The 22735-nt window shown below is 73.1% G+C and carries 27 protein-coding genes; 14 read left to right on the top strand and 13 right to left on the bottom strand.

Annotation, left to right across the window (positions count from 1 at the left end; genetic code table 11):
• Positions 1-35 precede the first annotated feature (35 nt).
• A complete protein-coding gene (locus tag ACQP00_RS30100; protein WP_433201186.1) occupies positions 36-818 on the top strand; it encodes a helix-turn-helix domain-containing protein in 783 nt (260 codons plus the stop codon).
• Between the two features lie 9 nt (positions 819-827).
• Here ACQP00_RS30100 and ACQP00_RS30095 read toward each other — a convergent pair whose 3' ends face one another.
• Positions 828-1100, bottom strand: a complete 273-nt coding sequence (locus tag ACQP00_RS30095) for a DUF3253 domain-containing protein (protein WP_433201183.1) — start codon at positions 1098-1100, stop codon at positions 828-830.
• Positions 1101-1325: 225 nt separating this feature from the next.
• Here ACQP00_RS30095 and ACQP00_RS30090 point away from each other — a divergent pair, with 225 nt between their 5' ends.
• Positions 1326-2591: an MFS transporter gene (locus tag ACQP00_RS30090; RefSeq protein ID WP_433201180.1), complete on the top strand. Its 1266-nt coding sequence runs from the start codon at positions 1326-1328 to the stop codon at positions 2589-2591.
• Here ACQP00_RS30090 and ACQP00_RS30085 read toward each other — a convergent pair.
• The 5 genes from ACQP00_RS30085 to ACQP00_RS30065 are packed head-to-tail and all read right to left on the bottom strand — an operon-like array spanning position 2527 to position 6383.
• Positions 2527-3048 (bottom strand): DUF3500 domain-containing protein, encoded by a 522-nt coding sequence (locus tag ACQP00_RS30085; protein WP_433201177.1) that lies wholly within the window; start codon positions 3046-3048, stop codon positions 2527-2529. The genes ACQP00_RS30090 and ACQP00_RS30085 overlap by 65 nt on opposite strands.
• An 11-nt stretch (positions 3049-3059) precedes the next feature.
• Complete coding sequence (locus ACQP00_RS30080) at positions 3060-3869, bottom strand: ABC transporter ATP-binding protein (RefSeq protein ID WP_433201174.1); 810 nt, start codon at positions 3867-3869, stop codon at positions 3060-3062.
• Positions 3869-4636: an ABC transporter permease gene (locus ACQP00_RS30075; protein ID WP_433201171.1), complete on the bottom strand. Its 768-nt coding sequence runs from the start codon at positions 4634-4636 to the stop codon at positions 3869-3871. The genes ACQP00_RS30080 and ACQP00_RS30075 overlap by 1 nt, the downstream gene beginning before the upstream one ends.
• The gene (locus tag ACQP00_RS30070) at positions 4633-5421 is read right to left on the bottom strand and encodes an ABC transporter permease (protein ID WP_433201168.1); all 789 of its coding nucleotides are present in this window, start codon (positions 5419-5421) and stop codon (positions 4633-4635) included. The genes ACQP00_RS30075 and ACQP00_RS30070 overlap by 4 nt, the downstream gene beginning before the upstream one ends.
• Positions 5421-6383, bottom strand: coding sequence for an ABC transporter substrate-binding protein (locus tag ACQP00_RS30065; protein ID WP_433201165.1), 963 nt, complete (start codon positions 6381-6383; stop codon positions 5421-5423). Before ACQP00_RS30065 ends, ACQP00_RS30070 begins: the two co-directional genes overlap by 1 nt.
• A gap of 143 nt (positions 6384-6526) precedes the next feature.
• Between ACQP00_RS30065 and ACQP00_RS30060 the strand changes: the two genes are divergently transcribed.
• The 6 genes from ACQP00_RS30060 to ACQP00_RS30035 all read left to right on the top strand — a co-directional run bounded on the left by ACQP00_RS30060 (position 6527) and on the right by ACQP00_RS30035 (position 11811).
• Entirely contained in the window at positions 6527-7219 is a 693-nt protein-coding gene (locus tag ACQP00_RS30060; protein WP_433201162.1) for a 4-carboxy-4-hydroxy-2-oxoadipate aldolase/oxaloacetate decarboxylase, read from the top strand.
• Positions 7216-8274: a 4-oxalomesaconate tautomerase gene (locus ACQP00_RS30055; RefSeq protein WP_433201159.1), complete on the top strand. Its 1059-nt coding sequence runs from the start codon at positions 7216-7218 to the stop codon at positions 8272-8274. Before ACQP00_RS30060 ends, ACQP00_RS30055 begins: the two co-directional genes overlap by 4 nt.
• The gene (locus ACQP00_RS30050) at positions 8271-9236 is read left to right on the top strand and encodes a VOC family protein (RefSeq protein ID WP_433201156.1); all 966 of its coding nucleotides are present in this window, start codon (positions 8271-8273) and stop codon (positions 9234-9236) included. Before ACQP00_RS30055 ends, ACQP00_RS30050 begins: the two co-directional genes overlap by 4 nt.
• A complete protein-coding gene (locus ACQP00_RS30045) occupies positions 9233-10186 on the top strand; it encodes an amidohydrolase family protein (protein ID WP_433201153.1) in 954 nt (317 codons plus the stop codon). The genes ACQP00_RS30050 and ACQP00_RS30045 overlap by 4 nt, the downstream gene beginning before the upstream one ends.
• A 174-nt stretch (positions 10187-10360) precedes the next feature.
• Positions 10361-11122 (top strand): class I SAM-dependent methyltransferase, encoded by a 762-nt coding sequence (locus tag ACQP00_RS30040; protein ID WP_433201150.1) that lies wholly within the window; start codon positions 10361-10363, stop codon positions 11120-11122.
• The gene (locus tag ACQP00_RS30035; protein ID WP_433201147.1) at positions 11119-11811 is read left to right on the top strand and encodes a DUF6193 family natural product biosynthesis protein; all 693 of its coding nucleotides are present in this window, start codon (positions 11119-11121) and stop codon (positions 11809-11811) included. Before ACQP00_RS30040 ends, ACQP00_RS30035 begins: the two co-directional genes overlap by 4 nt.
• A gap of 182 nt (positions 11812-11993) precedes the next feature.
• Here ACQP00_RS30035 and ACQP00_RS30030 read toward each other — a convergent pair whose 3' ends face one another.
• Together ACQP00_RS30030 and ACQP00_RS30025 are read right to left on the bottom strand one after the other, a co-directional pair.
• On the bottom strand, positions 11994-12917 hold the full coding sequence (locus ACQP00_RS30030; RefSeq protein ID WP_433201144.1) for a hypothetical protein: 924 nt from the start codon (positions 12915-12917) through the stop codon (positions 11994-11996).
• 128 nt (positions 12918-13045) lie between these two features.
• On the bottom strand, positions 13046-14161 hold the full coding sequence (locus ACQP00_RS30025; RefSeq protein WP_433201141.1) for a cellulose binding domain-containing protein: 1116 nt from the start codon (positions 14159-14161) through the stop codon (positions 13046-13048).
• Between the two features lie 138 nt (positions 14162-14299).
• On the opposite strand from ACQP00_RS30025, the gene ACQP00_RS30020 reads away from it, so the two are divergent.
• Positions 14300-15175: an aminoglycoside phosphotransferase family protein gene (locus ACQP00_RS30020; protein WP_433201138.1), complete on the top strand. Its 876-nt coding sequence runs from the start codon at positions 14300-14302 to the stop codon at positions 15173-15175.
• Between the two features lie 9 nt (positions 15176-15184).
• Here the strand turns inward: ACQP00_RS30020 and ACQP00_RS30015 are convergent, their stop codons facing one another.
• Positions 15185-16189, bottom strand: a complete 1005-nt coding sequence (locus tag ACQP00_RS30015) for an intradiol ring-cleavage dioxygenase (protein WP_433201136.1) — start codon at positions 16187-16189, stop codon at positions 15185-15187.
• A 111-nt stretch (positions 16190-16300) separates the two neighbouring features.
• Between ACQP00_RS30015 and ACQP00_RS30010 the strand changes: the two genes are divergently transcribed.
• Together ACQP00_RS30010 and ACQP00_RS30005 are read left to right on the top strand one after the other, a co-directional pair.
• Positions 16301-16540 (top strand): zinc-ribbon domain-containing protein, encoded by a 240-nt coding sequence (locus tag ACQP00_RS30010; protein WP_433201134.1) that lies wholly within the window; start codon positions 16301-16303, stop codon positions 16538-16540.
• Between the two features lie 133 nt (positions 16541-16673).
• Positions 16674-17348 carry a substrate-binding domain-containing protein gene (locus ACQP00_RS30005; protein ID WP_433201131.1) on the top strand — a complete coding sequence of 225 codons (675 nt, stop codon included), beginning with the start codon at positions 16674-16676 and terminating at the stop codon, positions 17346-17348.
• Between the two features lie 7 nt (positions 17349-17355).
• Here the strand turns inward: ACQP00_RS30005 and ACQP00_RS30000 are convergent, their stop codons facing one another.
• Together ACQP00_RS30000 and ACQP00_RS29995 are read right to left on the bottom strand one after the other, a co-directional pair.
• Positions 17356-18357 carry a chemotaxis protein CheB gene (locus ACQP00_RS30000; protein WP_433201128.1) on the bottom strand — a complete coding sequence of 334 codons (1002 nt, stop codon included), beginning with the start codon at positions 18355-18357 and terminating at the stop codon, positions 17356-17358.
• Between the two features lie 89 nt (positions 18358-18446).
• A complete protein-coding gene (locus ACQP00_RS29995; protein WP_433201125.1) occupies positions 18447-19136 on the bottom strand; it encodes a GAF and ANTAR domain-containing protein in 690 nt (229 codons plus the stop codon).
• Between the two features lie 140 nt (positions 19137-19276).
• Between ACQP00_RS29995 and ACQP00_RS29990 the strand changes: the two genes are divergently transcribed.
• On the top strand, positions 19277-19657 hold the full coding sequence (locus ACQP00_RS29990) for an STAS domain-containing protein (RefSeq protein WP_433201122.1): 381 nt from the start codon (positions 19277-19279) through the stop codon (positions 19655-19657).
• Between the two features lie 229 nt (positions 19658-19886).
• Here ACQP00_RS29990 and ACQP00_RS29985 read toward each other — a convergent pair whose 3' ends face one another.
• Together ACQP00_RS29985 and ACQP00_RS29980 are read right to left on the bottom strand one after the other, a co-directional pair.
• Entirely contained in the window at positions 19887-21245 is a 1359-nt protein-coding gene (locus ACQP00_RS29985) for a M20/M25/M40 family metallo-hydrolase (RefSeq protein WP_433201119.1), read from the bottom strand.
• 30 nt (positions 21246-21275) lie between these two features.
• The gene (locus ACQP00_RS29980; RefSeq protein WP_433201116.1) at positions 21276-21557 is read right to left on the bottom strand and encodes a hypothetical protein; all 282 of its coding nucleotides are present in this window, start codon (positions 21555-21557) and stop codon (positions 21276-21278) included.
• A gap of 76 nt (positions 21558-21633) precedes the next feature.
• On the opposite strand from ACQP00_RS29980, the gene ACQP00_RS29975 reads away from it, so the two are divergent.
• Positions 21634-21888: a hypothetical protein gene (locus tag ACQP00_RS29975; RefSeq protein ID WP_433201113.1), complete on the top strand. Its 255-nt coding sequence runs from the start codon at positions 21634-21636 to the stop codon at positions 21886-21888.
• A gap of 60 nt (positions 21889-21948) precedes the next feature.
• Complete coding sequence (locus ACQP00_RS29970) at positions 21949-22683, top strand: STAS domain-containing protein (protein WP_433201110.1); 735 nt, start codon at positions 21949-21951, stop codon at positions 22681-22683.
• Positions 22684-22735: the final 52 nt, after the last annotated feature.

The following is a 22735-nucleotide window of genomic DNA, read 5'->3' as shown; positions in this document are numbered from 1 at the left end:
AGCGGGCCGCGCGGTTGTCGATGAAATGCGACTTCATGGACCTCGTCGGTACGCTCGATCGCGTGTTCACGGTGGGCGAGTCGCTGCGGCGGTGGCGGCAGCGGCGCGGGATCAGCCAGCTCGACCTGGCCATCGCCGCGGACGTGTCGGCCCGGCACGTGAGCCTCGTCGAGACCGGCAAGTCGCGGCCCAGCGCCGAGATGGTGCTGCGCCTCGCCGAGCAGCTCGGGGTGCCGCTGCGCGACCGCAACCGGCTGCTGCTCGCGGCCGGCCACGCCCCCCGCTACGGCGAGCGCCCCCTCGACGACGACGTGCTGCGCCAGGCGATCGGCCGGGTCCTCGGCGCCCACGAACCGTTCCCGGCGCTCGCGTTCGACCGGAGCTGGAACCTCGTGCTGGCCAACCGCGCCTTCGGCCGGTTCCTCGACCGCGTCGACCCGGACCTGCTGCGGCCGCCGGTGAACCTGCTGCGCCTCGGGCTGGACCCGCGCGGCTTCGCCGGGATGGTGGTCAACCTGGCCGACGTGCGGGCCATGTTCCGGGCGCGGGTCGGCCGGCAGCTCGCCACCGCGCCCGACCCGGAGCTGGCCGCGCTCTTCGAGGAGTTGCTCGCCGCCGCCCCCGAGGGCGTCGCCGGTCCCGCGGCCGACGTGGTGCTGCCGATGATCCTCCGCGTCGACGGCCGGGAGCTGCGGCTGTTCTCCACCATCACCACGTTCGGCACGCCGACGGACATCACCCTCGACGAGGTGGCGATCGAGTCGTACTACCCGGCCGACGACGACACCGCCGAGTACTTCACCGCCGGCCCGGCGTAGAACTGGCACTCACCATGCGGGGCCGCGGGCGAGGCGGATCGGCCCGGTCGCGGCGGCGATGTCGACGTCCTCGCCATGCTGGCGCACGACGATGGTCCCCCGGGCGGACAGCTCGGCGGCGACCTCCCGCGCCGTGGCCATCAGCGCCCGCCACGACGCACCGCCGGCCACCCGGGCGGCGTCGCTCGGGCAGATCGTGGCGTCCGGGCGGCGGTGCCGCAGCAACGCCCGCATCGCGGCGGCCAGCCGTGCCCGTTGGTCGCCGCGTGCCTCCAGGGCCACCTCGGCATCCCGCACACGGCACGGGCCGCGACCGGGTCGCTGTCCATGAGCCGGCGGGCCGCCGTGAGCTCGTCCACCAGTTCCCGGCGCAAGGATTCCGGCACGGCCGGATCGGTGGGATGCACCAGGCCATTGTCGCTCGGGCGAAGCCGCACTGCGGGTCGAGCACCTGCCGGGTCCTAAAATCGGGTGCCCGCGCGGCGGCCGCTCGTTACGCTGCCCGCCGTGCTGAGACGGCTGCGACACCTGCGCATGGACCTCCGGCCGCTGCGGCACCGGGACTTCCGGCTGCTCATGGCCAGCGGGGCGATCACGATGTTCGGCAGCTTCATCACCATCGTGGCGGTGCCGTTCCAGCTCAAGCAGCTCACCGGCTCCTACGTCGCGGTCGGCGCGGTCGGGGTCGTCGAGCTGGTGCCGATGGTGCTGACCGGGCTGTGGGGCGGCGCGATCGCCGACGCGGCCGACCGGCGGCGGGTCATCCTGTGGTGTGAGCTCGCGATGGCCGCGTGCACCGGGGCGCTGCTGGTCAACGCGCTCCTGCCGGACCCGGCGATCTGGCCGCTCTACGTCGTGGCCGGGTGCGTCGCGGCGCTCGACGGGCTGCAGCGGCCCTCGCTCGACGCCATGACCCCCCGGCTGGTACCGCGTGAGGAGCAGACCGCCGCCAACGCCATCTCCAGCGTCCGGTGGCAGGTCGGGGCGGTCGGCGGGCCGGCGGTCGGCGGCGTGCTGGTGGCGGTGGCGGGGGTGCCGGTCGCGTACGCGGTCGACGTGCTCACCTTCCTGGCCTCGATCGCGCTGATCTGGGCGCTGCGCCCGGTGCCGCCGTCGGCCGGGGCGGAGCGGCCGAGCCTGCGCGGGATCGCCCGCGGCGCCCGGTACGCCTGGTCGCGCCCGGAGCTGCTCGGCACGTACTTCGTCGACATCGCGGCGATGTTCCTGGCGATGCCGGTGGCGCTCTACCCGTTCGTGGCCGACGCGCTGCACGCGCGGTGGGCGCTCGGGCTGCTGTACGCCTGCATCCCGATCGGCGCGATGCTCGTCTCGCTCACCTCGGGGTGGGCCTCGCGGGTGCACCGGCACGGGCTGGCGGTGCTCATCGCGGCCGCGGTCTGGGGGCTGGCCATCGCGGGCTTCGGGGTCGCGCCGAACATCGGGATCGCGATCGCGCTGCTGATCGTGGCCGGCGGGGCGGACATGGTGTCGGGGCTGTTCCGCTCGACGATCTGGAACCAGACGATCCCGGACCACCTGCGCGGCCGGCTGGCCGGGATCGAGCTGCTGTCCTACTCGATCGGGCCGACCTCGGGCCAGCTGCGGGCCGGGCTGATGGCGCACGCGATCGGCCTGCGCGGGGCGATCGCCGCCGGCGGGCTGCTCTGCACGGGTGCGGTCGCCCTGTGTACCGTCCTCATGCCCGGCTTCACCCGCTACGACGAGCGGACGTCGCCCCACGCGCAGGAGTTGCAGCCGGCGGCGACGGCGTAGGGCTCGCGCCGCAGACGGCCGAGATCGCGTTGCCGGCGACGGCGAGGTTGACGGCCAGGCCGGGGCCGGTGAAGTGCACCACCCAGGTGCCGCCGGCCTCGGGCGAGCCGGTCAGCCGGACCCGATACCGGTCGATGCCGTCGGCCGCGGTGGCGTCCACGATCTGCTGGTAGCCGCCGTCGCTGAGCCCGGCCTTGAGCACGGCGAGCACCGCCGCCCGCTGCACGTCGCTCAGGTCCTCCAGGGAAAGCCCGCCGTCCTGGGCCGCCGCGGCCTGGTCGTCGTCGAGCGTGCCGAGCAGAGCCTTGGTGGCGTCCAGGACGTCCCCGGAGACCGCGCTGGAGGCCGGGGCGGGCGCGCACGACGGGGTCGGCGGCGGGGTGAGCCCGCTGTCGGCCGGCCCGCAGGCGGCGGTGGCGGCGGCCAGCACCAGGCCGGCCACGAAGCAACTGCGCACAAATCGCCACTTTAGCCCCGCAACGGCTCACCGTCCTGCTGGGAGCGGTGTGAATCGCGCACCAACCCCCAGACATGGGTGCGCAGCTCGGCGAAGCGCGGCGACGATCGGGTCCGCAGCTGGTCGCGATCCCCGGGGAGGTCGATGCGCACGTCCTCGAGCACCACGGTCGGCCGGTTGGACAGCACGAGCACCCGTTGCCCGAGGTACACCGACTCGTCGATGTCGTGCGTGACGAACAGGACGGTCACCCCGAGCCGGCGCCACAGCGTGCGGACGAGGTCCTCGAGGTCGGCGCGGGTCTGCGCGTCCACGGCCGCGAACGGCTCGTCCATGAGCAGCACGCTGGGCTCGTACGCCACGGCACGGGCGATCGCCACCCGCTGCTGCATCCCGCCGGACAGCTGCCACGGGTGCGCGTCCGCGCTCTCGCGCAGGCCCACGGCGTCCAGGGCGGCGCCGACCCGCGCGGTCCGTTCCGCCTTGCCGAGCCCCTGCTCCTTGAGCGGCAGTTCGACGTTGCGGCGAACCGTCAGCCACGGGAAGAGACTCCGCCCGTACTCCTGGAACACCACCGCCATCCCCGCCGGCGGCCCGGTCACCGGCTCCCCGTCGAGGCTGATCCGCCCGCCGCTCACCTCGAGCAGCCCGGCGATGCAGCGCAGCAGCGTGGTCTTGCCGGCCCCGGACGGCCCGACGATGCACACGAACTCGCCCTTGCCGACGCGGAAGGTCAGCTCGCGCACCGCCTCGACCGTGCGGCCGTGGCCGGTGTAGGTCTTGGCCAGCCCGTCGACGTCCAGCGCCACAGAATCGCTCATCACACTTCCCGTTCGGCTTGGCGCTGCCCGCGGTACCAACGCAGCGTCTTGTGCTCGACGAGCCGGAACAGCGCCGACAGCGCGACCCCGATCAGCCCGAGCAGGATGATGCCGGTCCACATCTGCGGGATCGCGAACCCGCGCTGGAACTGCACGATCGCCGCGCCGAGGCCGCGGTTGGCGCCGAACAGCTCGCTGATGACCATGAGGATGACGCCGATCGACAGCGCCTGGCGGGCCCCGGTGGCGATGCGCGGGCTCGCCGCGCGCAGGATGACGTGCCGCAGCGTGGACAGCCGGCCGAGGCGGTACGAGCGCGCGGTCTCGCGCAGCACCTCGTCGACCGAGCGCACCCCGTCGACCGTGTTGAGCAGGATCGGCCACAGGCAGCCGAGCGCGATCGTCACCAGCTTCGGCGTCCACCCGGTGAACCCCGCGAACAGCGCGATGACCGGGATGAGCACCGGCGGCGGCAGCGCGCGGAAGAACTCCAGGGCCGGCTCGGTGAGCGCGCGCAGCACCGGCGACGAGCCGATCGCGGTGCCGAGCAGCACCCCGAAGACCAGGGCGATCGTGTACCCCACGATGAGCCGCCCCAGGCTCGGCAGGACGTCGTGCACGATCGGATCGGCGGTCCACGTCTCCGGAAAGGCTTCGAGGATCGTGGCCAGCGGCGGCCAGAAGAAGTTCGTGCTGCCGGCCGAGGCGAACCACCAGGCGGCGACGAGCACCGCGGGCAGCCCGAGCGCGGTCAGGACGCGTCTCATGCCGGCTCCCGGACGGAGACGTGCCAGCGCAGCGCCCGCCGCTCGACCGCGCGGGCCGCGAGGTTGACCAGGACGCCGACCACGCCGACCACGATGACCAGCGCGTACGTCTCGGCCACCGCACCGGAGCTCTGGGCCACGCCGATCGCCTTGCCCAGCCCCGGCACGCCGATGATGAGCTCGGCGGTGATCTCCAGGATCAGCGCGACGGCGGCGGCGAGGCGGAACCCGGTGACCACGTACGGCAGCGCGGTCGGCCAGACGACGTGGCGCACCGTGCCCCAGCGGGAGAACCGGTACGAGCGGGCGGTGTCGCGCACGACCGGATCGACGTCGGCGACGCCGTACAACACCTGGACGAGCACCTGCCAGAAGGCCGCGTAGACGACGAGCACGAGCGCGGACTGCATGCGGCTGCCGTAGATGAGCACGACGAGCGGGATGAGCGCCACGGACGGGATCGGCCGCAGGAACTCGATCGTCGAGGCGGTCACCGCGCGCAGCACCGGCACGCTGCCGATGAGCACCCCGATCGCGATCCCGGCCGCCATCGCGATCGCCAGGCCGAGCGCCCAGCCGCGCAGGGTGTCGCCGAGCGCCGCCCAGAAGTCCGCCCCGGTCAGGACGTGGCCGAGCCGGGCGGCGATCGCCGTGAACGGTAGCAGGTAGGCGCGGTCGACGATGCCCAGCCGCGGGGCCGCCTCGACGGCGGCGGCGACTACGGCCAGGCCCAGCACCCCGAGGGCCGGTCGTTGCAGCGGTTGCGGAGGGGTTTGCGCAGGCATCACGGCAGCAGCGCGTCGAGGGTCAGCGGCTTGGTGATCAGCCCGTCGGTCCGGGCCAGGTCGCCGAGCAGTTGCACGGAGTCGCGGTCGACCGCGGCCGGCCACCTCGGCAGCGTCAGGTTGGCCTGGACCGTGGGGTCGAGCTTGGTGTAGGTGGTCAGGATCGCGCGGACCTCGTCCGGGTGCGCCCCGGCGTAGTCCATCGACTTCTTCATGGCGGCGGTGAAGGCGGCCACCACCTTGGGGTTCTGCGCGGTGAACTGCTGCGCGGTGAAGTACATGCCGACGGTGAGGTCAGGGTCGGTGCCGGCGTAGTTGGAGACGACCTGGCGGTACCCCTGGCCCATGGCGATGGTCAGGAACGGCTCGACGACCTGCCCGGCCGCGACGTCGCCCTTGCCGACGGCCGCGGTGATGTCGGGGAACGCGAGCTCGGTGAAGGTGATCGTGGACGGGTCGCCGCCGTCCTGCTTGACCACGTTGTTGATCGTCGTGGTGTTGATGTTCTTGAGGGTGTTGACCGCGACCTTCTTGCCGGCCAGGTCCTTCGCGGTCCGGATCGGGCTGTCGGCCTTGACGATGACGGCGCCGAAGTCCTTGCCGGGCGTGCCGGTGGAGGCGACCCCGGCCGCGACGACCTTCAGCGGCAGGCCCTGGGAGTTGGCCAGGAGCAGCGACGTGGTGTTGCTGAAGCCGAACTGGTACTGCCCGCTGACGACGGCGGGCACGATCGCCGCGCCGCCCTGGGCCGTTTCCAGGGTGACGTCGAGGCCCTGCGCGGCGAAGAAGCCCTGCTTGACGCCGAGGTAGATGGGGGCGACGTCGACGATCGGGATGACCCCGACCTTGATCTTCGTGACGCCGCCGGAGGTGGCGGCTGCGGCGCCACCTCCGGCGCCGCAGCCGGCGAGCAGGGAGACGGCGGTGATGGCGAAGAGGGAACGGCGGCGCAAGCGGGGCATGGGTCCTCCTTGGACACTCGCAGTGCCGACGCCGCGGATGTTACACAGATCGTCAACAATTGTGAAGTGGCTCCTAGCGTTGACATCAGTGATTGGCAGGTAGATTGTTGACAATCTAGATCCGAGCCCTGGGAGCTGAGTCCATGGCATCGCACCACGTCGTCCGGTCGATCGACCGGGCCGATCCCGAGGTCATCGCCGCCCTCCGCGCGGCGGGGGTCGCCACCGCCCACGAGGCCGCCGGCCGCACCGGCCTGCTCGGCCCCGAGATCCAGGCCCGCCAGGCCGGCGCGGTGATCGGCGGCTCGGCGGTCACCGTCTCCTGCCACCCCGGCGACAACCTCATGATCCACGCGGCGGTGGAGGTGTGCCGCCCCGGTGACGTGCTCGTCGTGACCACCACCTCGCCGTCCACCGACGGCATGTTCGGCGAGCTGCTCGCCACCTCGCTGCGCGCCCGCGGCGTGCTCGGCCTGGTCATCGACGCCGGCGTGCGCGACCTCGCCGAGCTGCGCGCGATGGGCTTCCCGGTCTGGTCCCGGGCCGTGCACGCGCAGGGCACCGTGAAGGCCAGCCCGGGCTCGGTCAACGTGCCGGTCGTGGCGGCCGGGCAGCTCGTGCGGCCGGGCGACGCCGTGATCGCCGACGACGACGGCGTCTTCGTGGTGCCGTGCTCCTTCGCCGGCACCGTCGCCGCCTCCGCCGCCGCGCGCACCTCCGCCGAGGCCGCGAAGCGCGAACAGCTCGCGCGCGGGGTGCTGGGCGTGGACCTGTACGGGCTGCGGCCGCTGCTGGAGCAGCTCGGCGTGCGGTATGTGGATCGGCTGCCCGAATGAGCGACGGGATTCGCTGCATGCTGCTGCGCGGGGGCAGCTCCAAGGGCGCGTACTTTCTCGCCGCCGACCTGCCCGCCGGCCCGGCCGAGCGGAACGAGCTGCTGCTGCGCGTCATGGGCTCGCCCGACGAGCGGCAGATCGACGGGCTCGGCGGCGGGCATCCGCTGACCAGCAAGGTGGCCGTGGTCGCACCCTCGGCGGACCCGGAAGCCGACGTCGACTACCTGTTTCTCCAGGTGGTGCCGGACCGGGCGATCGTCACCGCCGCCCAGACCTGCGGCAACCTCCTCGCCGGGGTGGGGCCGTTCGCGATCGAGCGCGGCCTGGTCCCGGCGGCCGGCGACCCGACCACCGTGCGGATCCGGATCGTCAACCCGGCGGTGAGCCTGGTCGAGGCGCGGGTGCGGACGCCGGGCGGGCGGGTGCGCTACGACGGCGACACGGTCATGGCCGGCACCCCGTTCCCGGCCGCGCCGATCGACCTGGCGTTCCCCGGCGGCCCGGACCCCGCCTTCCCCACCGGCGCGCGCACCGACCAGCTCGCCGGGCTCACCGTCACCTGCGTGGACGCCGGCATGCCGGTGGTGCTGCTGCGGGCCGCGGACCTCGGCCTCGACGGGACCGAGGACCCGGCCGACCTGGAGGCGCGCACCGAGCTGCGGGCCACCCTCGAAGCCGTGCGGCTCGCGGCCGGGCCGGCGATGGGGCTCGGCGACGTGCGGGACACGACGGTGCCGAAGCTGAGCATCGTCTCGCCGCCCCGGCACGGCGGCACGGTCACGACCCGCACGTTCATCCCGCACAGGGTCCACGCCGCGATCGGCGTGCTGGGCGCGGTCTCCGTCGCCGTCGCCGTGCGCACCCCGGGCACCGTCGCACCGTACGCGGGCGACCCGGTGGTGCGCGTCGAGCACCCCAGCGGCACGTTCGACGTCGGGGTGGAGCTCGAACCGGACGGCGCGGCGACCCGGGTGCGGCGCAGCACCGTGGTACGCACCGCGCGCAAGATCTTCGACGGGCTCGTGTGGCCCCGCAGCGGAAGGGCGACCGGATGACGTTCGCGCACGATCCCGACGGCCGGCGCGACATCGCGCACGTCGGCCCGATCGAGTTGTACACCCCGGTGCTCGACGAGTCCGCCGAGTTCTTCGTGCGGGTGATGGGGCTGCGGGCAGTACACCGGGATGCTGGTGCCGTGTATCTGCACACCTGGGACGACTATCAGTCCTGGACGGTCCGGCTCGTGCGCCGCGACCGCGCAGGCATCGGGCGCACCTATCTGCGCGCGGCCAGCCCGCAGGCGCTCGACCGGCTCACCTCCGGTCGCGCCTGCGAGGTCGTGCACGACGTCCACAACCTCGGCGAGGTGCGGGTGCTCACCGACCCGGACGGCCACGAGTTCGGCCTCTACTGGGACGTGGCCTGGTACGAGGCCGACGACACCGACCGGCCGGCGCTGAAGAACCAGGCCGCCGCGTACCCGGGGCGGGGCGCCAACCTGCGCCGCCTCGACCACGTCAACTACCTCACCGCCGACGTGCCCGGCACCGCCGCGTTCCTGCGCGACGTGCTCGGCGCCCGCTGCACCGAGCAGATCGTCAAGGACGACGGCCGCCCGCAGGCGATCTGGTTCTCGCTGGGCAACAAGACCTACGACCTCGTCTACACCGAGGACTGGACGGGCACCCGCGGCCGCCTGCACCACGTCGCGTTCGCCACGGACACCCGCGAGGAGATCCTGCGCGCGGCCGACGTCTGCCTGGACGCGGGCGTGCACATCGAGACCGGACCGCACAAGCACGCGATCCAGCAGACCTTCTTCCTGTACGTCTGGGAGCCCGGCGGCAACCGCATCGAACTGTGCAACGCCGGTGCGCGCCTGATCCTGGCCCCGGACTGGAGGACGATCAGCTGGACGGCGGCGGAACGGGCCAAGGGCCAGGCGTGGGGCCTGAAGACCATCGACACCTTCCACACCCACGGCACCCCGGTGATCGACCCGGAGTCTCCTGCATGATCATCGACTGCCACGGCCACTACACGACCGCGCCCGCCGCCCACGCCTCCTGGCAGCCCGGCGACACCTATCCGGAGATCTCCGACGACGAGCTGCGCGAGTCCGTCCAGGGCCAGCTCACCCTGATGCGGGAACGCGGCGTCGACCTGACCCTGTTCTCGCCCCGCGCCTCGGCCATGCGCCACCACCTCGGCCGCTCGTCCTGGTCCGAGCACTGCAACGACCTCGTGCACCGGGTTTCGCGGTTGTACCCGCGGCAGTTCGCCGCCGTGTGCCAGCTCCCGCAGTCCCCGGGCGTCCCGATCGCGGAGTCCGTCCCGGAACTGCGGCGCTGCGTGGAGCAGCTCGGGTTCGTCGGCTGCAACCTCAACCCGGACCCGAGCGGCGGCCACTGGACGTCGCCGCCGCTCACCGACCGCTCCTGGTACCCGCTGTACGAGGTGCTGTGCGAGCTGGACGTGCCGGCCATGGTGCACGTCTCGGCGGTCACCAACCCGAACTTCCACGCCACCGGCTCGCACTACCTCAACGCTGATACGGCCGTCTTCATGCAATTGGTGCAGGCCGACCTCTTTCGCGACTTCCCCGCGCTGCGGTTCGTCATCCCGCACGGAGGCGGCGCCGTGCCGTACCACTGGGGCCGGTTCCGGGGTCTGGCGGACATGCTCGGGCGCCCGCCGCTGCCGGAATCGCTGATGGGCAACGTCTCCTTCGACACCTGCGTGTACCACCAGCCCGGCATCGACCTGCTCTTCGCGGTCATCTCCCCGGACAACCTGCTGTTCGGCTCCGAGATGCTCGGCGCGGTCCGCGGCCTGGACCCGCAGACCGGCCACCACTTCGACGACACCCGCCGGTACATCGACGTCCTCGCCCTCAGCGCCGCCGACCGGTCGAAGGTCTACGAGCACAACGCCCGCCGCGTCTATCCCCGCCTGCAGCACCGTTAAGGCCTGTTTGGTAACTGGGGTAGGTGCTGCGGCGGAGTCCAGATTTCGTCTGCGTGCGCAGCGCGGAGGCCCGGCTACCGGTGTTGTAACCGGGCCTCCGCGATGTGTGCGCAGGCGGAATCTGGGCCCGCCGCAGCCCTGCCTCAGTTACCAAACAGGCCTTAGGCTTCAGGGATGCAATGGACCGGCCGTGCGGCGGCGTTCGCCGACAGTTACGCCCACCTGTGCGGGTACACCGCATCCGAGCTGCTCGATGCGGCCGGGGTCGCGGCGGGGGTTCGGCTGCTTGATGTGGGCACGGGTACGGGTACCGTGGCGGCCTTGGCTTCGGAACGGGGCGCGGACGTGGTGGCCGTCGATGCCGAGCCCACGATGGTGGAGCTGGCCCGGGCGGTGGTGCCCGACGTGCGGCTCGGGCGGCTGCCGGAGCTGCCGTTCGCGGACGGGTCGTTCGACGCGGTGGTCGCCAACTTCGTGGTCAATCACGTTCCGGACCCGGGCGCGGCGGTGGCCGACCTGGCCCGCGTTTCCCGGGGGCGGGTGGCGCTGACGGTGTGGCCGTACCCGGCGCCGCCGCTGCAGCAGCTGTGGTTCGACATCATGGCCGCCCTCGGCCTGGAGCCGTCGCCGCCGCTGGTGGCGCCGGAGCTGAACTTCTCCCGCGACGTCGAGGGCGTCACCGGGCTGCTCGAAGGGGCCGGGCTCAAGGACGTGTCGTGCGTGCGGCTCGAATGGAGTCACCGGACCGACCTGGACACCTGGTGGATCGGCCCGGCGAACGGCATGGGGGCCCTCGGCGAGGCCCTGGAACACGCCCCGCCGGCGACGGTCGCGGCGGCCCGGCGGGAGTACGAGCGGCAGGCCGCGCGGTTCCTGGACGGCGACGCGCTGGTGCTGCCCACGGCGGCGGTGCTCGGGTCCGGGGTGCGCGCGTGAGCCTCTACCCGGACGTCGACACCGCCGGCAGCCTGGCCGCGCTGCTACGGGCACTCGGCGTGGCGGCGGCGGTCGACGAGCGCGACCCGATGTACCGGGCGACCCTGCCGACGCCGGTGCCGTACCGCAACGACCTGGAGGTCAGCGCAATCCGGCACGAACGGCGGTGGTCGGTCGTCGGCGGGGAGTCGCACCAGCACCTGCCGCTCGTGGCCGGGTACACCGCCGACCCCCTCGACATCGCCGCCGTCGCCACCGCCTGGCACGACGGGGTCGCCCTGCCGGAGCTGTGCGAACTGGCGCCGTGGCTGCAACCGACGGGCCGCTTCGAGGTGCCCTCCGGCGACCCGGTGGCGCTGGGCCTGTCGGAATGGCAGAGCGTCCTCGCCGAGATGTCCGAGCCCGGGTTGTACCGCCTGCGCGCGATCACCCAGGCCGCTTATGCGTCGCCGGAACTGCGGGGGCTGTACCCGTACACGAGCCACTGGGTCCTGAAGTTCTCCACCACGACCCGGCCGTTCCTGCACGACGTCGGACTGAGCCTGTGGGCCGAGGCCGACGACGCGTACGTGGTCCGGTCCCGCTACCTCGGCGACGTGATCGGCTCCGCCACCACACCGGACGACGCGGTGGCGATCGCCGTGCGGCAGCTCCCGCCCGATTTGGGGCCGGTGACGTCCGGCCAGTGACATCCTCGTCATGCGCCGCCGGCCCGCGGCCGGTCCCAGCCTTCTCGGGGCAGGGCGCGGTCGGGCCGGAACATGTGCAGCACGTGCAGCCCGGTCCACGTCACTGGGGTGAGCCGCCACTCGACGGTGTGCCGCTGATCGAACGGAATCTCCCGCCGATCGCGTTCGTCGCTTCTCTGGGCTCACCCGTCAGCGAGTTCGTCGAGATCCTGGATCTTGTCTGCGGTGGCGGCCCGGCGGATCCAGGTGCCGAGTTGGACTGGATCGGTGCATTCGGCGATTCTGGAGCGCATCTCGTCGGGGATCTCGATACCGCGGGCCTCGAGGATGGCCAGGAGCGACGTGGCCTCGCCTTGGGCCTTGCCTCTGGCCTCGCCTTGGGCTTCGCCCTGGTCGAAGTACCGGCGGGCGAATTCGCTGTGGTACCTGTGGCTCGTGGCGGTCATGAATTCCTCCAGAAAGTCCTTGGCCGTGTCCGGCAGGACCGAGAATACGAGGTCAGTGTACAGGTCGGCATGGTATTCATCGATTACGTCGAGGGCCGTGAGCAGGGCTTCGAAGATCGGTGTGGGGTCGGGAACGGTGCCGTGGACCATGGCCGAAAGCACCGCGAGCTCTGGAATGCGGCGGGCGGTGTGAAGGTCCGTGACGACCGGGATCTGATCCGGGCCGAGCGCCATCGGCGTCACCACTGAACCGGGTCCCATCCGGATGGGTACCGCGGACCAGTCGGCCACCTGCCGGGACCGGCACAAGACCAGCACCACGACCGGGCTGTGGAGCCGGGCGTGCAGCGTGGTCAGATAGACGGGCCAGCTCAGCCGTTTGCGCGCATCGACCTTGAGCTGCACCTCGATGACGACCGCGAGCGCCGTGCCGCTGCGCGCGTCCAGCGTCACCACGGCGTCGGCTCGGTACTCGGTGGGTGCAACGGCGGTGAGGTCGGCGGGAGAAAGCTGCGCCTCCTCGAACGGCGGCACCATCATGTGGAGCGAGTCGGTCAGGAGGTCGGCCGCCAGCTGCGGCCGGCCTCGGAACATCTCGATGAGAATCTCGTGGACGTGTGAGGGGGGCACAGCGAGCAACGTAGCGGTGCCGATCACCATGAGCCAAACGTTGTATCACGCAGCGTGAACCAAGTTGACCTGGAGCTGCGCGGCTCCTCGTGCGACAGCTAGGGGTCCTCGGCCGGCGACGGCCGAGGACCCGCGGCGGTGTCAGCGGCTGCTGAGCGTCATGACGAGCAGGGGACGCCGTTGACCATGATGGCCGTCGGCGGGGCGGGGGTGGAGCCGGAGCGGGTGCCGTACATGCCGACGGTGACCGAGCCGCCCGGCGGGATGATGCGGTTCCAGCTCGCCGCGCTCAGCGTCGCGTTCGCGCCGGTCTGGGTGAAGGAGCCGTTCCAGGACTGGCTGATGTGCTGGTCGCCGCCGAAGGTGAAGGTGATGACCCAGTCCACGATCGGGGTGGAGCCGGTGTTCGTCACGGTGACCTCGGCGACGAAGCCGGTCGCCCACACCGAGCTGAACGTGAACGAGGCGCGGCACGACAGGGCCGGCGGGGCGGGGGAGGACGGGCTGGCGGCCGGGCTGCTCGGTGGGCGGGAGCCGCCCGTCACCGTCACCGAGTTGGAGGCGATCGACAGGTTGCCCGCCGCGTCGCGGGCGCGGACGTAGAACTGGTCGCGGGGTGAGACGACCGCGGCCTGGTACGTGGTGCCGGGGACGGTGGCGAGCAGGGTGGAGATGAAGACGCCGTCGAAGCGGTACACGTTGTAGCCCGTCACGCCGACGTTGTCCGTGGACGGCGACCAGGTCAGCGTGGTGCTCGGGCCGTTGGCGGGGTTCGCGGCCAGGCCGGTCGGCGCGGCCGGCGGGACCGTGTCGCCGGAGGTGGCGACCGGGGTCATGACGGTGATCTGGTTCGAGGCGCCGGAGCGGTGACCGAGGTCGTCGTGGGCGGTGACCCAGAACCGGTACTGCTGCCCGGGCTGGATCTCGGCGGTGATGGTGGCGGTGGTGACGTTGCCGACGCTCGCGTTCCAGCCGACGTCGTTGAACGCCTGCCAGTACGTGATGTCGTAGCCGGTCACCGCGCAGCAGCCGCGGGTCGAGGCGGTCCACGTCAGCGTGACCGACGTGGTGGTGACCGTGGTGGCCTGCAGGTTCGTGGGCGCGGACGGCGGGAACGGCGAGGTGTTCGGCGTGCCCGAGCTGGACGGGACCGGCGGCGCCGGGGTGCTGCCGCTGGCGTCGGTGACGGCGATGAGCAGGGCCCCCGTGATCAGGGCGAGCGCGGCGGCCCCGGCCAGCCGCACCGTCGACGCAAACGTACGAGTCCTGGACATGCGCCGACCCTCGCCGCGCCCGCCGCGCGTAGTCAAGTGATCAACATATATCGCCCGGTGAGCGGGGCGCGGGCGTGAAAGTTTCCCGGGGAAACCGGTTGCGGCGCCCGCCGGGATCGGCGAACCTGCGGTGTGCGGATGCATGACGACCAGCTCAGCGTGCCGGCCGACCTCGTGCGGGGCCTCATCGGCGACCAGTTCCCGCAGTGGGCCGGGCTGGCGGTCCGCGAGCAGCACCCCGGCACCGTCAACGCCGTCTTCCGCATCGGCGACGACCTGGTGGCCCGGTTCCCGCTGCGCCCCGGTGCGGCCGACGACATCCCGCGCGACCTGGACGCGGCGAGGCTGCTGGCCGCCCACACCCGCGTCCCGGTGCCGCGGCCGGTCGCGGTCGGGGCGCCCGGCCGGGGCTATCCGCTGCCGTGGTCGGTCCTCACCTGGCTGCCCGGCGCGCTCGCCGACGACACCGCCGCCGCCTCCGAGGCCCTGGCCCTCGACCTGGCCGACTTCATCGCCGACGTGCGCGGCATTCCCACCGACGGAAAACCATTCGCCGGTACCGGCCGTGGCGGGCGCATCGCCCAGCACGACGACTGGATCGAAACCTGCCTGGACCGCAGTCAGGGTCTGCTGGACGTGCCGCGGCTGCGTCGCTTGTGGACGGTGATGCGGGAGCTGCCCCGCGGCGCCGACCCCGACGTCATGTGCCACGCCGACCTGATGCCCGGCAACGTCCTGGTCGAGGGCGGCCGCCTCGCCGGGGTCCTCGACGTCGGCGGCCTCGGCCCGGCCGACCCGGCCCTGGAGCTCATCGGCGCCTGGCACCTGCTCGACCCCGGCCCGCGCGCCGTCCTGCGCGCACGGCTCGGCTGCGGCGAGGCGGAATGGGCACGCGGCCGGGCGTGGGCGTTCGTGCAGTCGATGGGCCTCGTCTGGTACTACGAAGCCAGCAATCCGCCCATGGCCCGCACCGGCCGCCGCACGCTCGGCCGCATCCTCGCCGACCCGGCCTAGCCCGTTGGGTCAGCCGGTGGGCGGCATCCCGCCGGGGCCGCCGGACGGGGGAGTGCCGCCGGGGCCGCCGCCGCCCGGGAAGCCCGAGGGGGGAGCGCCGCGCGGCGTGCCGTCCCCGCCGCCGCCCGGGGCCGCGCCGCCGGTCGGGGTGGTGCGGGTGTCGACCCTCGCGGTCAGCGCCACCTTGTAGCCGGCGCCCACGCTCCCGGTGACCGTGCCGAGCTGCAGGGCGCCGGCGTCGTTGCCGAACACGTTGTCGTTCTGCAGGGTCACCTGCGCGAGGTTCTGCACCGAGGCCGAGTACCCCGTCGTGGCGTACACCGCGTCGCAGGCGTCCTTGGGCAGCGCGACCTGGGAGGTGGCGATGGCCTTGGCCGAGTCGGTGATGCTCGCCTGGTCGGGATACACCTCGAAGTGGATGTGCGGCCAGCGGCCCGAGTAGCAGGCCGGGAAGATGCTCGTGTACGTCACCTTGCCCTGCGCGTCGGCGACCTGCACGCCGCGCAGGTAGTTCTGGTCGGTGACGCCCTGGGAGTACAGCGAGTAGCGCCCTTCGCGGTCGCAGTGCCAGACGTACACCGCGACGCCCGCGAACGGTTTGCCGCCGCCGGCCAGGTCCACGATGGACAGTTCGATGGTGAGCGGGATGCCTTCGGCGGTGCCACTGGCGGTACCGAAGCTGGATTTTATGTCGCTGCGGACGATCCCGCTCTGGTTGAGCACGTTGGGGCCGTTGGAGCCGTCGCCCGGGTAAGGGCCGGCGGTCTCGTCGGGGATCTCGCCGCTCGCGGAGCCGCCGCTCGTCGCGCTCGCCGACGGGGTCGTGGTCGTGGCCGAGTCGGTGCCGCACGCCGCGGTGAGGCCGACAACGGCGGCGCCGAGGCCGAACGCGCGCAGCAGCTGCCGGCGCCGCAGCATGGTGCCGAGGTCGAAGCCGAGGCCCTGGTCCACCAGCTCCTCGTCCGGCCGGGCGAAGGGCCGCCCCTCATACGTCGGGCGTCTGTCGTTGCTCACGTCCGGACCTCCTGCTCGGATTCACGTCGACCACTTGCTGTGGACCCAGGCTGGCGGGGGCGGCTGGCAGGGGGCTCTGCGCAACCTGTGAGCGGGCTGTACGTTCAAGCGGTGCTGGTGATTTTCGGGTTCCGGACCGGGCGCGTCGTGCTCGGGTGGGTTTCGTTTGTGTGCCGCGTTTGCGGGCAGCCGGGTCGGATGCCGCTCGTGCGCGAGGTCACCAAGCTCAGCCTCTTCTTCATCCCATTGTTCCCGATTCGCACGCGCCACCTGGTCGAATGCCAGAACCCGGCCTGCCGTGCCCGGAACCGGCTGAGCGGCGACGAGGCCGCATCGATGACGTCACGGTAAGCGCACTTGTCTTGACACCCCGCGCGTGACGCGGCTACAACCGTGCGGTGAGAGCGCTCTCAGGCGTTGCAAAACACCGGTGTCGAGGGGGCGGAGAGCGCTCTCTCATCCATCCGCGGGGAGAAGGAGAGTCATGGCCCGAGTGGTGTTCGTGCGCTGCCCGCATCCGATGACCGGCCCGTACGGTCTCGTCGTCGGGTCCATTGTGGAGCGTCTGGAGAGCCACGGCGCGGTGGCCATGCTCGGCACCGGCCCGGCGCCGGTGCGGGACTCGGTGTGCGGCGCGATCCTCATCGGCGGCGGTGCGCCGGTGCCGTACCCGGCGGTCGGGGTTCGCCTGCGACCCCCGCCCGACGGGGTGCCGGCGGCGGTGTGGGTGGACCGGGAGGCGGCGGCGCAGGCCCTGGTCGAGCACCTGCGCGGGCTCGGCCACCGGCGGATCGCCCGCCTGGACCGGGCGGCCGACACCGACCAGCTCGTCGACGCGGCCGAACCACCGGTGCGCGGGCACCGCCGCGAGCCCGACGGGGAGGGCCTGGTCGAGGCGGCGGCGTCGCCGAGCGCGCTGATCTGCGCCGACGAGATCCTCGCGGCGGGCGCCCTGCGGGTGGCCCGGGAGCGCGGGGTGGCTCTGGCCGTCGCGGCCTTCGACGACGCCGGGCTGGGGCCGCTCGCCCATCCGGAGGTGACGCTGGTGCGCCAGCCGTGGGCCGAGCTCGGGGCGACGGCCGCGACGGTGCTCATGCGCCTGCTCGACGGCCGCAACGACGGTCCGTTGCGAGTGGAGGTCCCCGCGAAAATCGAGTAGGGGCCGGTCACTCCCCGTGGTACCCCTCCGGCAGCAGTTCCGGGAAGTGCTTGCGGATGACGGAGGCCGCGGCCAGGATCTCCTCGGCCGCGTCGAGCTGGTGGCGCACCGTGCGACCGGCCGCGCCGGCCGCCGCCCGCTCGGCGAGGTGGCGGTGCACGTGGGCCTGCTCCTCCAGCATGCTCACGGCGGTCCACAGTGCCTGCTCGACCTTGTCGTGCTGCGCGGAGAGCAGCGTGTACGGCGACCAGGCGTGCCCGATGTGGCACAGGTAGTGGATCGCCGGGGCGGCCCCGAGCACGTGCATGCCGCCGCCGCAGTCGGGGCAGCCGATGCCGACCGGCCGGCCGGGGAAGGATTCGGCGCCGACGGTCGGGCGTTCACTCATGGCCATCTCGACCTCCGTGACCAGATCATGGTCGGGTTCTTCGGCCGCGGGCACCGGCTCCCGGACGAGCCTGACCACCGCCGCCCCGAGCGCCCAGGCGGCGGCGGACTCGGCGCGGGGCGTGATGGCGAGCGCGGCCTGCGGCATCCCCGCGTACACCGCGTCGGCCGGGTCCTGCACGAGCGCCGCCCCGCCCATCTGCACGATGGCGGCCAGCCCGGCGGCGCCGTCGTCGAGCGACCCGGACAGCACCAGCCCGACCGTCCGCGGCCCGTACCACCGCGCGGCACTGCGGAACAGCGCGTCGACGGCCGGCCGCGACCGGTTCTGCCGCGGCGCCCGGCTCAGCCGGATGGTGCCGTCGTGCACGAGCAGATGCCGATCCGGTACGGGCACGTAGATCCGCCCCGGTTCGATCGGTTCCCCGTCGCGGGCGGGCGCGGCCGGCAGCGAACCGCAGCGGCTGAGCACCTCGGCGGCGGCCGAGCGCGCGTCGGCCGGCATGTGCAGCACGACCAGCACGGCGGCGGGCAGGTCCGCGGGCAGCCCGGCGACCACCTGGCACATCGCCTCGAGACCGCCCGCGGAGCCGCCGATGACCACGAGGTCGCGATTTGCCATGGCCATAGCACTATCCGCTGATCGGCGGGGCAAACAACTCCATCACCCCCGGGGGATCTCCTCCAGCCGGCGCGGGACCCGGCCCGGCCTCAGCGGGGGCGGCGGGTGTGCAGTTCGCCGGTGTCGGCCAGGTGCCGGGCGACGTCGATGAGCTTCGTGTTCGTGGTCTGGCTGGCCCGCACCAGCAGGGCGAAGGCCTGGTCGGCGGTGACCCGGTGGCGTTCCATGAGGATGCCCTTGGCCTGGCCGATGAGGTCCCGGACGGTCACCGCCTGGCTGAGCTGCTCCTGCTGCTGGGCGCCGCGCAGGGCGACCGCGGCGTGGGTGGCGAAGAGCTGCCCGATGTGCTCGGAGCCGTCGTCGAAGGCGCCGGGTTCCTCGTTGTACAGGTTGAGCGCACCCAGGTTGTCGCGCTCGACGTAGACGCGCAGCGACAGCATGCTGCGGATGCCCAGGCTCGCGCCGCGCCGGGCGAAGTGCGGCCAGCGCCGCTCGGTGGCCAGGTCGGTGAGCCGGAAGGTCCGCTCCCGGAAGACGGCGTCGAGGCAGGGGCCCTCGCCCGTGTCGTACTGCGCCTGGTCGACCCGGCGCACCACGTCGTCGGTGGCCGCCCGGGTCTCGATGCGCCGCCGGCCCTCGACGACCATCACGCCCGCGTACTGCGCGCCCGGCACGGTGCCGACGGCCGCGGCGACGACGGCGTCCAGCGTCTCCTGCACGTCGGGCTCGTCGTGCAGCGCGCGGGCCAGGTCGCTGAGGCGCATCGCGAGGTCGGTCATCCCGGGTCACCCCCTTTCGCGACCACTGCCCGCCAGTCGCGCCGCGACGCATTTCACCGGGCGAGCAATACTTGCCACAGCCGGTCCTCGCTTTCGGCACTGGAGAGGACGCGACCGGCTTCGTTCGACGGAGACGCCTCATGGCGCTTGACCGATTTCCCATGTTGCTGCAGTCCTCGCACGACGTCGCCCTGCTGGAGATCGCGGTGCGGCCGGTCCGGCCGGGTGGCCCGGTCCGGGTCACGGTGGTCGGCGAGGTCGACGCGCTGACCGCGGGCAGCCTGCACGCCGCACTGGTCGGCGCGGCGCACGAGGCCGGACCGCGCCGCATCGAGCTCGACCTGTCCGGCGTGACCTTCCTGGGCTCGGCCGGCGTGCGGACGCTGCTGACCGGCCTGGTCGCCGCGCAGCGGGCCGGTTGCGACCTCGCGCTCGTCGCCGCCTCGCCGGTGGCGCACCTGGCGCTGGACCGCTGCGGCGTGCTCGACGCGTTCACGGCCCCGTTCGCGTCCGCGCAGTAGATTCCCGACGCGAGATTCCCGACGCGAAACGGCCCGGCGGGAAGTCCGCCGGGCCGCTCGTACGCAAGGTCGGTGCGCAGGTCGCCTAATGGCGAGTGGCGCGACGCGGTTCCAGCCGAACGGTATTCCGCGAAGGCATTTCTAGTTGAGGCCCTGGGACACAGGCACACCGACGCTCTGCATAACCAGGTGGTACCCCGGGACAATCCCGGTCCCGGCGTGACGACGGTCACGTGCCGGGCAGGCGCTGCCAGAAGGCGCACAGCGTGGCCGCGCCGGCGAGCAGGAGGTCGATGGCGGCGCTCTCGTCGCTGTCGTGCCAGGCGTCCTCGGGCAGGCCGGTCCCGAAGAACAGCACCGGAGCGGCGAGCTTGCGGGCCAGCAGGTCGGCCGGGCCGCTGCCGGCGTTGCCCATCCGGCCCACGGTACCGGTGCCGAAGCCCTCGGCCATCGCCGCGGCCAGGACGGCGACGGCCGGGTGGCCGGCCGGGGTGCGGTACGGGTCCGCGCTGATCCGCCCGGCCACGGTCAGCTCGTAGCGGACCCGGTCGGAGATGGTGGCGGCGACCCAGCGGCGCAACTGTTCGGCGACGACCTCGGCCCGCTGGTCGGGCACGGTGCGGATGCTGATCGTGGCGGCCGCCACGGCCGGGACGGCGCCCCGGGAAGGCCCGCCGAGGTCGCCGGCCACCAGCGAGAGCACCTCGGCGGCGGGCCGGGCCCAGAGCCGCTCCGGCACGGTGTACCCGGCCTCGCCGCCGATGCTGGCGGTGGCGGAGCGTTCCAGCCAGTCGGCGTCGCTGTAGGGGAGAGCGTCGTACCGGTCGATCGGCTCCAGCACGTCGTCGTAGAAGCCCGGCAGCGTGACGCGGCCCTTGTCGTCGTGCAGGCGGCCGAGCAACCGGCACAGCTCGACGGCCGGGTTGGGTGCCGGGCCGGAGACGGCGCCGCTGTGCACGTCGCGCGCCGGGCCGTACACCTGCAGGGTCGCACTGACCATGCCGCGCAGGCTCAGGCACACCGCCGGGTGCTCGGCGTGCCACAGCAGGGTGTCGGAGAACAGCACCAGGTCGGCCCCGACGCCGTGCTCGTCGAGCAGGCCGGCCAGGTGCATGGAGCCGATCTCCTCCTCGCCCTCGACGAGGACCTTGAGGTTCACCGCGGGCGCGGTCCGCTCGCCGGTGGCCAGGTGCGCGCGCAGGCCCCACAGGTGCGCGACGATCTGCCCCTTGGCGTCGGAGGCGCCGCGGCCGTAGACGCGCCCGTCGCGTACCGCCGGCTGGAACGGTGCCGTCTGGTCCCACTGCTCGTCCTTGGCCGCGCGGACGTCATGGTGGCTGTAGACGAGGACGGTCGGTGCGCCCGGGGCCGCGCACCACTCGGCGTAGACGGCCGGGCCGCCGCCGGTCGGCCACACCTCGACGGCCGGGAACCCGATCTCGCGCAGCCGGGCGGCGAGCCAGTTCGCCGAGCGGGCCAGGTCGGGGTCGTGCGCCGGCACCCCGGCGACCGACGGCAGCCGGATCCACTCCATGAGCTCGTCGATCAGCCGGTCGCGGTTGGCGCGCAGATACTCCTGAGGATTCACCCCCGGCCGACTACCCCGCCGGAGGTGGGGTTACTCGGCGTAGCGGGTCGGCGGGTACGGGTGGTCGCGGTCGATGTGCGCGTTCTCGCCCTCGGCCTCCTGCCGGGCGGCCATGCCACGGATGTCCTGGTCGATCTCGTCCTCGTCCGGGTCGTACGGCACCGGGTCGTCGGTCGCGGGCGGCACCGTGTCCGGGTCGTAGGCGGTGACGCCGGTGTCGGCGCGCTCGGCCGCGGTGCGCCGCTGCAGCTCGTCGTCGTCGGGGTGCTCGGGCGCGCCGCCGTGGAAGCGGCGGTCCTTGTGTTCGCTCATCGGGCCGACCTACCCGCGCTGCCGCCGAACCAACCCGCCGTTGTTTGACGGCTGCGCGGCCGGGAAGCGGGGCGCCATGGAACGCAGCAGCGATGCCGTTCTCGTCGGCGGCCCCCGTGACGGGGCCACGATCGACCCGGGCGGTTCAGCCGTCGTGGAGTACGAGATCGGCGGCTTCATCCACCGCTACATCCTCACCACCCAGCAGCGCGAGCGCGACAACCGCTCGTACCGGGTGTTCAACTACGACGGCGAGATCGACCCGAAGGGTGCCATGCCCGGCGCCGAGACCCCCGACGGCGGGGTGCACGACACCTTCCCGGAGCCGTGACGAAGCCGTCACGTTCGCGAATATGTTTCGGACACCCGTCGATGGATCATCTGGGCGTCCGTGCAGTTCTCGATCGGGACCGTACGGTTCGACGCGGCCGGGCTCGTGGTGGTGACCGTCGCCGGTGCGCTCGGCCGCGCCGCGCAGCCGCGGGTGCTGGCCGCGGTGCGCAAGTGCTTCGCTGACGGACCGGACGCCGTGGTGCTCGACCTGGCCGGCGCCCGCCTCGCCGACCCGGCCGGGCACGTCTGCGTCCTGGTCCTGCAGCAGGAGGCGGGCCGGGCCGGGGTGCCCTTCGCGGTGGTGGGCGACCGCGGCGAGCTCGCCCGGCGGCTGCGCGTGCTGTGCCCGACCCTTCGCCGGTACCGCACCCTCACCGACGCCCGCGCCGCCGCCCTCGCCGGCGACCTGGTGCCGCGCTGGGTGTTCCGGCGCGAACCCGCCGGAAGGCGGTTGCGCGCGACCGTGCGCGAGCTGGTGCAGCAAACCTGCGTGCAGTGGGACCTTGAGCCGCTCCTCGACCCGGCCCTGCTCGTCGCCGACCACTTGGTGTCGGCGGTGCGGGGCTGCGAGGCGGCGACGGCGGAGATCACGATCGCCGACCGGCCGCGGCACTGGCTGCTCGGAGTTCGCGCCGGGGACCGCCGGCCCTGGCAGGCGGCGGCCCGGGCGTCGCGGCCAGTGCTCGTCCAAGGCGTGCGCATCGTCGTCAGCCGCCGGAACGGCGGATGCACCATGTGGGCCGCCCTGCAGAAGCGCAGCGTCGCGGTGAGCCGGCGACCAGGCCGCCCGTAGGACTCGCCCCGCGACCCGGTCGCCGTCCCCCACGGGTGCGGCAGGCGGCGAC

The organism is Dactylosporangium sp. CS-047395, assembly GCF_050942185.1.
GTDB lineage: Bacteria > Actinomycetota > Actinomycetes > Mycobacteriales > Micromonosporaceae > Dactylosporangium.
Note: the sequence above shows the minus strand (reverse complement) of the source record. Positions and strands in the feature narration are given on the sequence as shown.

Bases quoted from the DNA above. Each gene is read 5' to 3' on its own strand.
- ACQP00_RS30100 (WP_433201186.1), top strand. From the start codon at position 36: ATGGACCTCGTCGGTACGCTCGATCGCGTGTTCACGGTGGGCGAGTCG.
- ACQP00_RS30080 (WP_433201174.1), bottom strand. From the start codon at position 3,869: ATGAGCGATTCTGTGGCGCTGGACGTCGACGGGCTGGCCAAGACCTAC.
- ACQP00_RS30075 (WP_433201171.1), bottom strand. From the start codon at position 4,636: ATGAGACGCGTCCTGACCGCGCTCGGGCTGCCCGCGGTGCTCGTCGCC.
- ACQP00_RS30070 (WP_433201168.1), bottom strand. From the start codon at position 5,421: ATGCCTGCGCAAACCCCTCCGCAACCGCTGCAACGACCGGCCCTCGGG.
- ACQP00_RS30065 (WP_433201165.1), bottom strand. From the start codon at position 6,383: ATGCCCCGCTTGCGCCGCCGTTCCCTCTTCGCCATCACCGCCGTCTCC.
- ACQP00_RS30060 (WP_433201162.1), top strand. From the start codon at position 6,527: ATGGCATCGCACCACGTCGTCCGGTCGATCGACCGGGCCGATCCCGAG.
- ACQP00_RS30055 (WP_433201159.1), top strand. From the start codon at position 7,216: ATGAGCGACGGGATTCGCTGCATGCTGCTGCGCGGGGGCAGCTCCAAG.
- ACQP00_RS30050 (WP_433201156.1), top strand. From the start codon at position 8,271: ATGACGTTCGCGCACGATCCCGACGGCCGGCGCGACATCGCGCACGTC.
- ACQP00_RS30045 (WP_433201153.1), top strand. From the start codon at position 9,233: ATGATCATCGACTGCCACGGCCACTACACGACCGCGCCCGCCGCCCAC.
- ACQP00_RS30040 (WP_433201150.1), top strand. From the start codon at position 10,361: ATGCAATGGACCGGCCGTGCGGCGGCGTTCGCCGACAGTTACGCCCAC.
- ACQP00_RS30030 (WP_433201144.1), bottom strand. From the start codon at position 12,917: ATGGTGATCGGCACCGCTACGTTGCTCGCTGTGCCCCCCTCACACGTC.
- ACQP00_RS30025 (WP_433201141.1), bottom strand. From the start codon at position 14,161: ATGTCCAGGACTCGTACGTTTGCGTCGACGGTGCGGCTGGCCGGGGCC.
- ACQP00_RS30020 (WP_433201138.1), top strand. From the start codon at position 14,300: ATGCATGACGACCAGCTCAGCGTGCCGGCCGACCTCGTGCGGGGCCTC.
- ACQP00_RS30005 (WP_433201131.1), top strand. From the start codon at position 16,674: ATGGCCCGAGTGGTGTTCGTGCGCTGCCCGCATCCGATGACCGGCCCG.
- ACQP00_RS30000 (WP_433201128.1), bottom strand. From the start codon at position 18,357: ATGGCAAATCGCGACCTCGTGGTCATCGGCGGCTCCGCGGGCGGTCTC.
- ACQP00_RS29995 (WP_433201125.1), bottom strand. From the start codon at position 19,136: ATGACCGACCTCGCGATGCGCCTCAGCGACCTGGCCCGCGCGCTGCAC.
- ACQP00_RS29990 (WP_433201122.1), top strand. From the start codon at position 19,277: ATGGCGCTTGACCGATTTCCCATGTTGCTGCAGTCCTCGCACGACGTC.
- ACQP00_RS29980 (WP_433201116.1), bottom strand. From the start codon at position 21,557: ATGAGCGAACACAAGGACCGCCGCTTCCACGGCGGCGCGCCCGAGCAC.
- ACQP00_RS29975 (WP_433201113.1), top strand. From the start codon at position 21,634: ATGGAACGCAGCAGCGATGCCGTTCTCGTCGGCGGCCCCCGTGACGGG.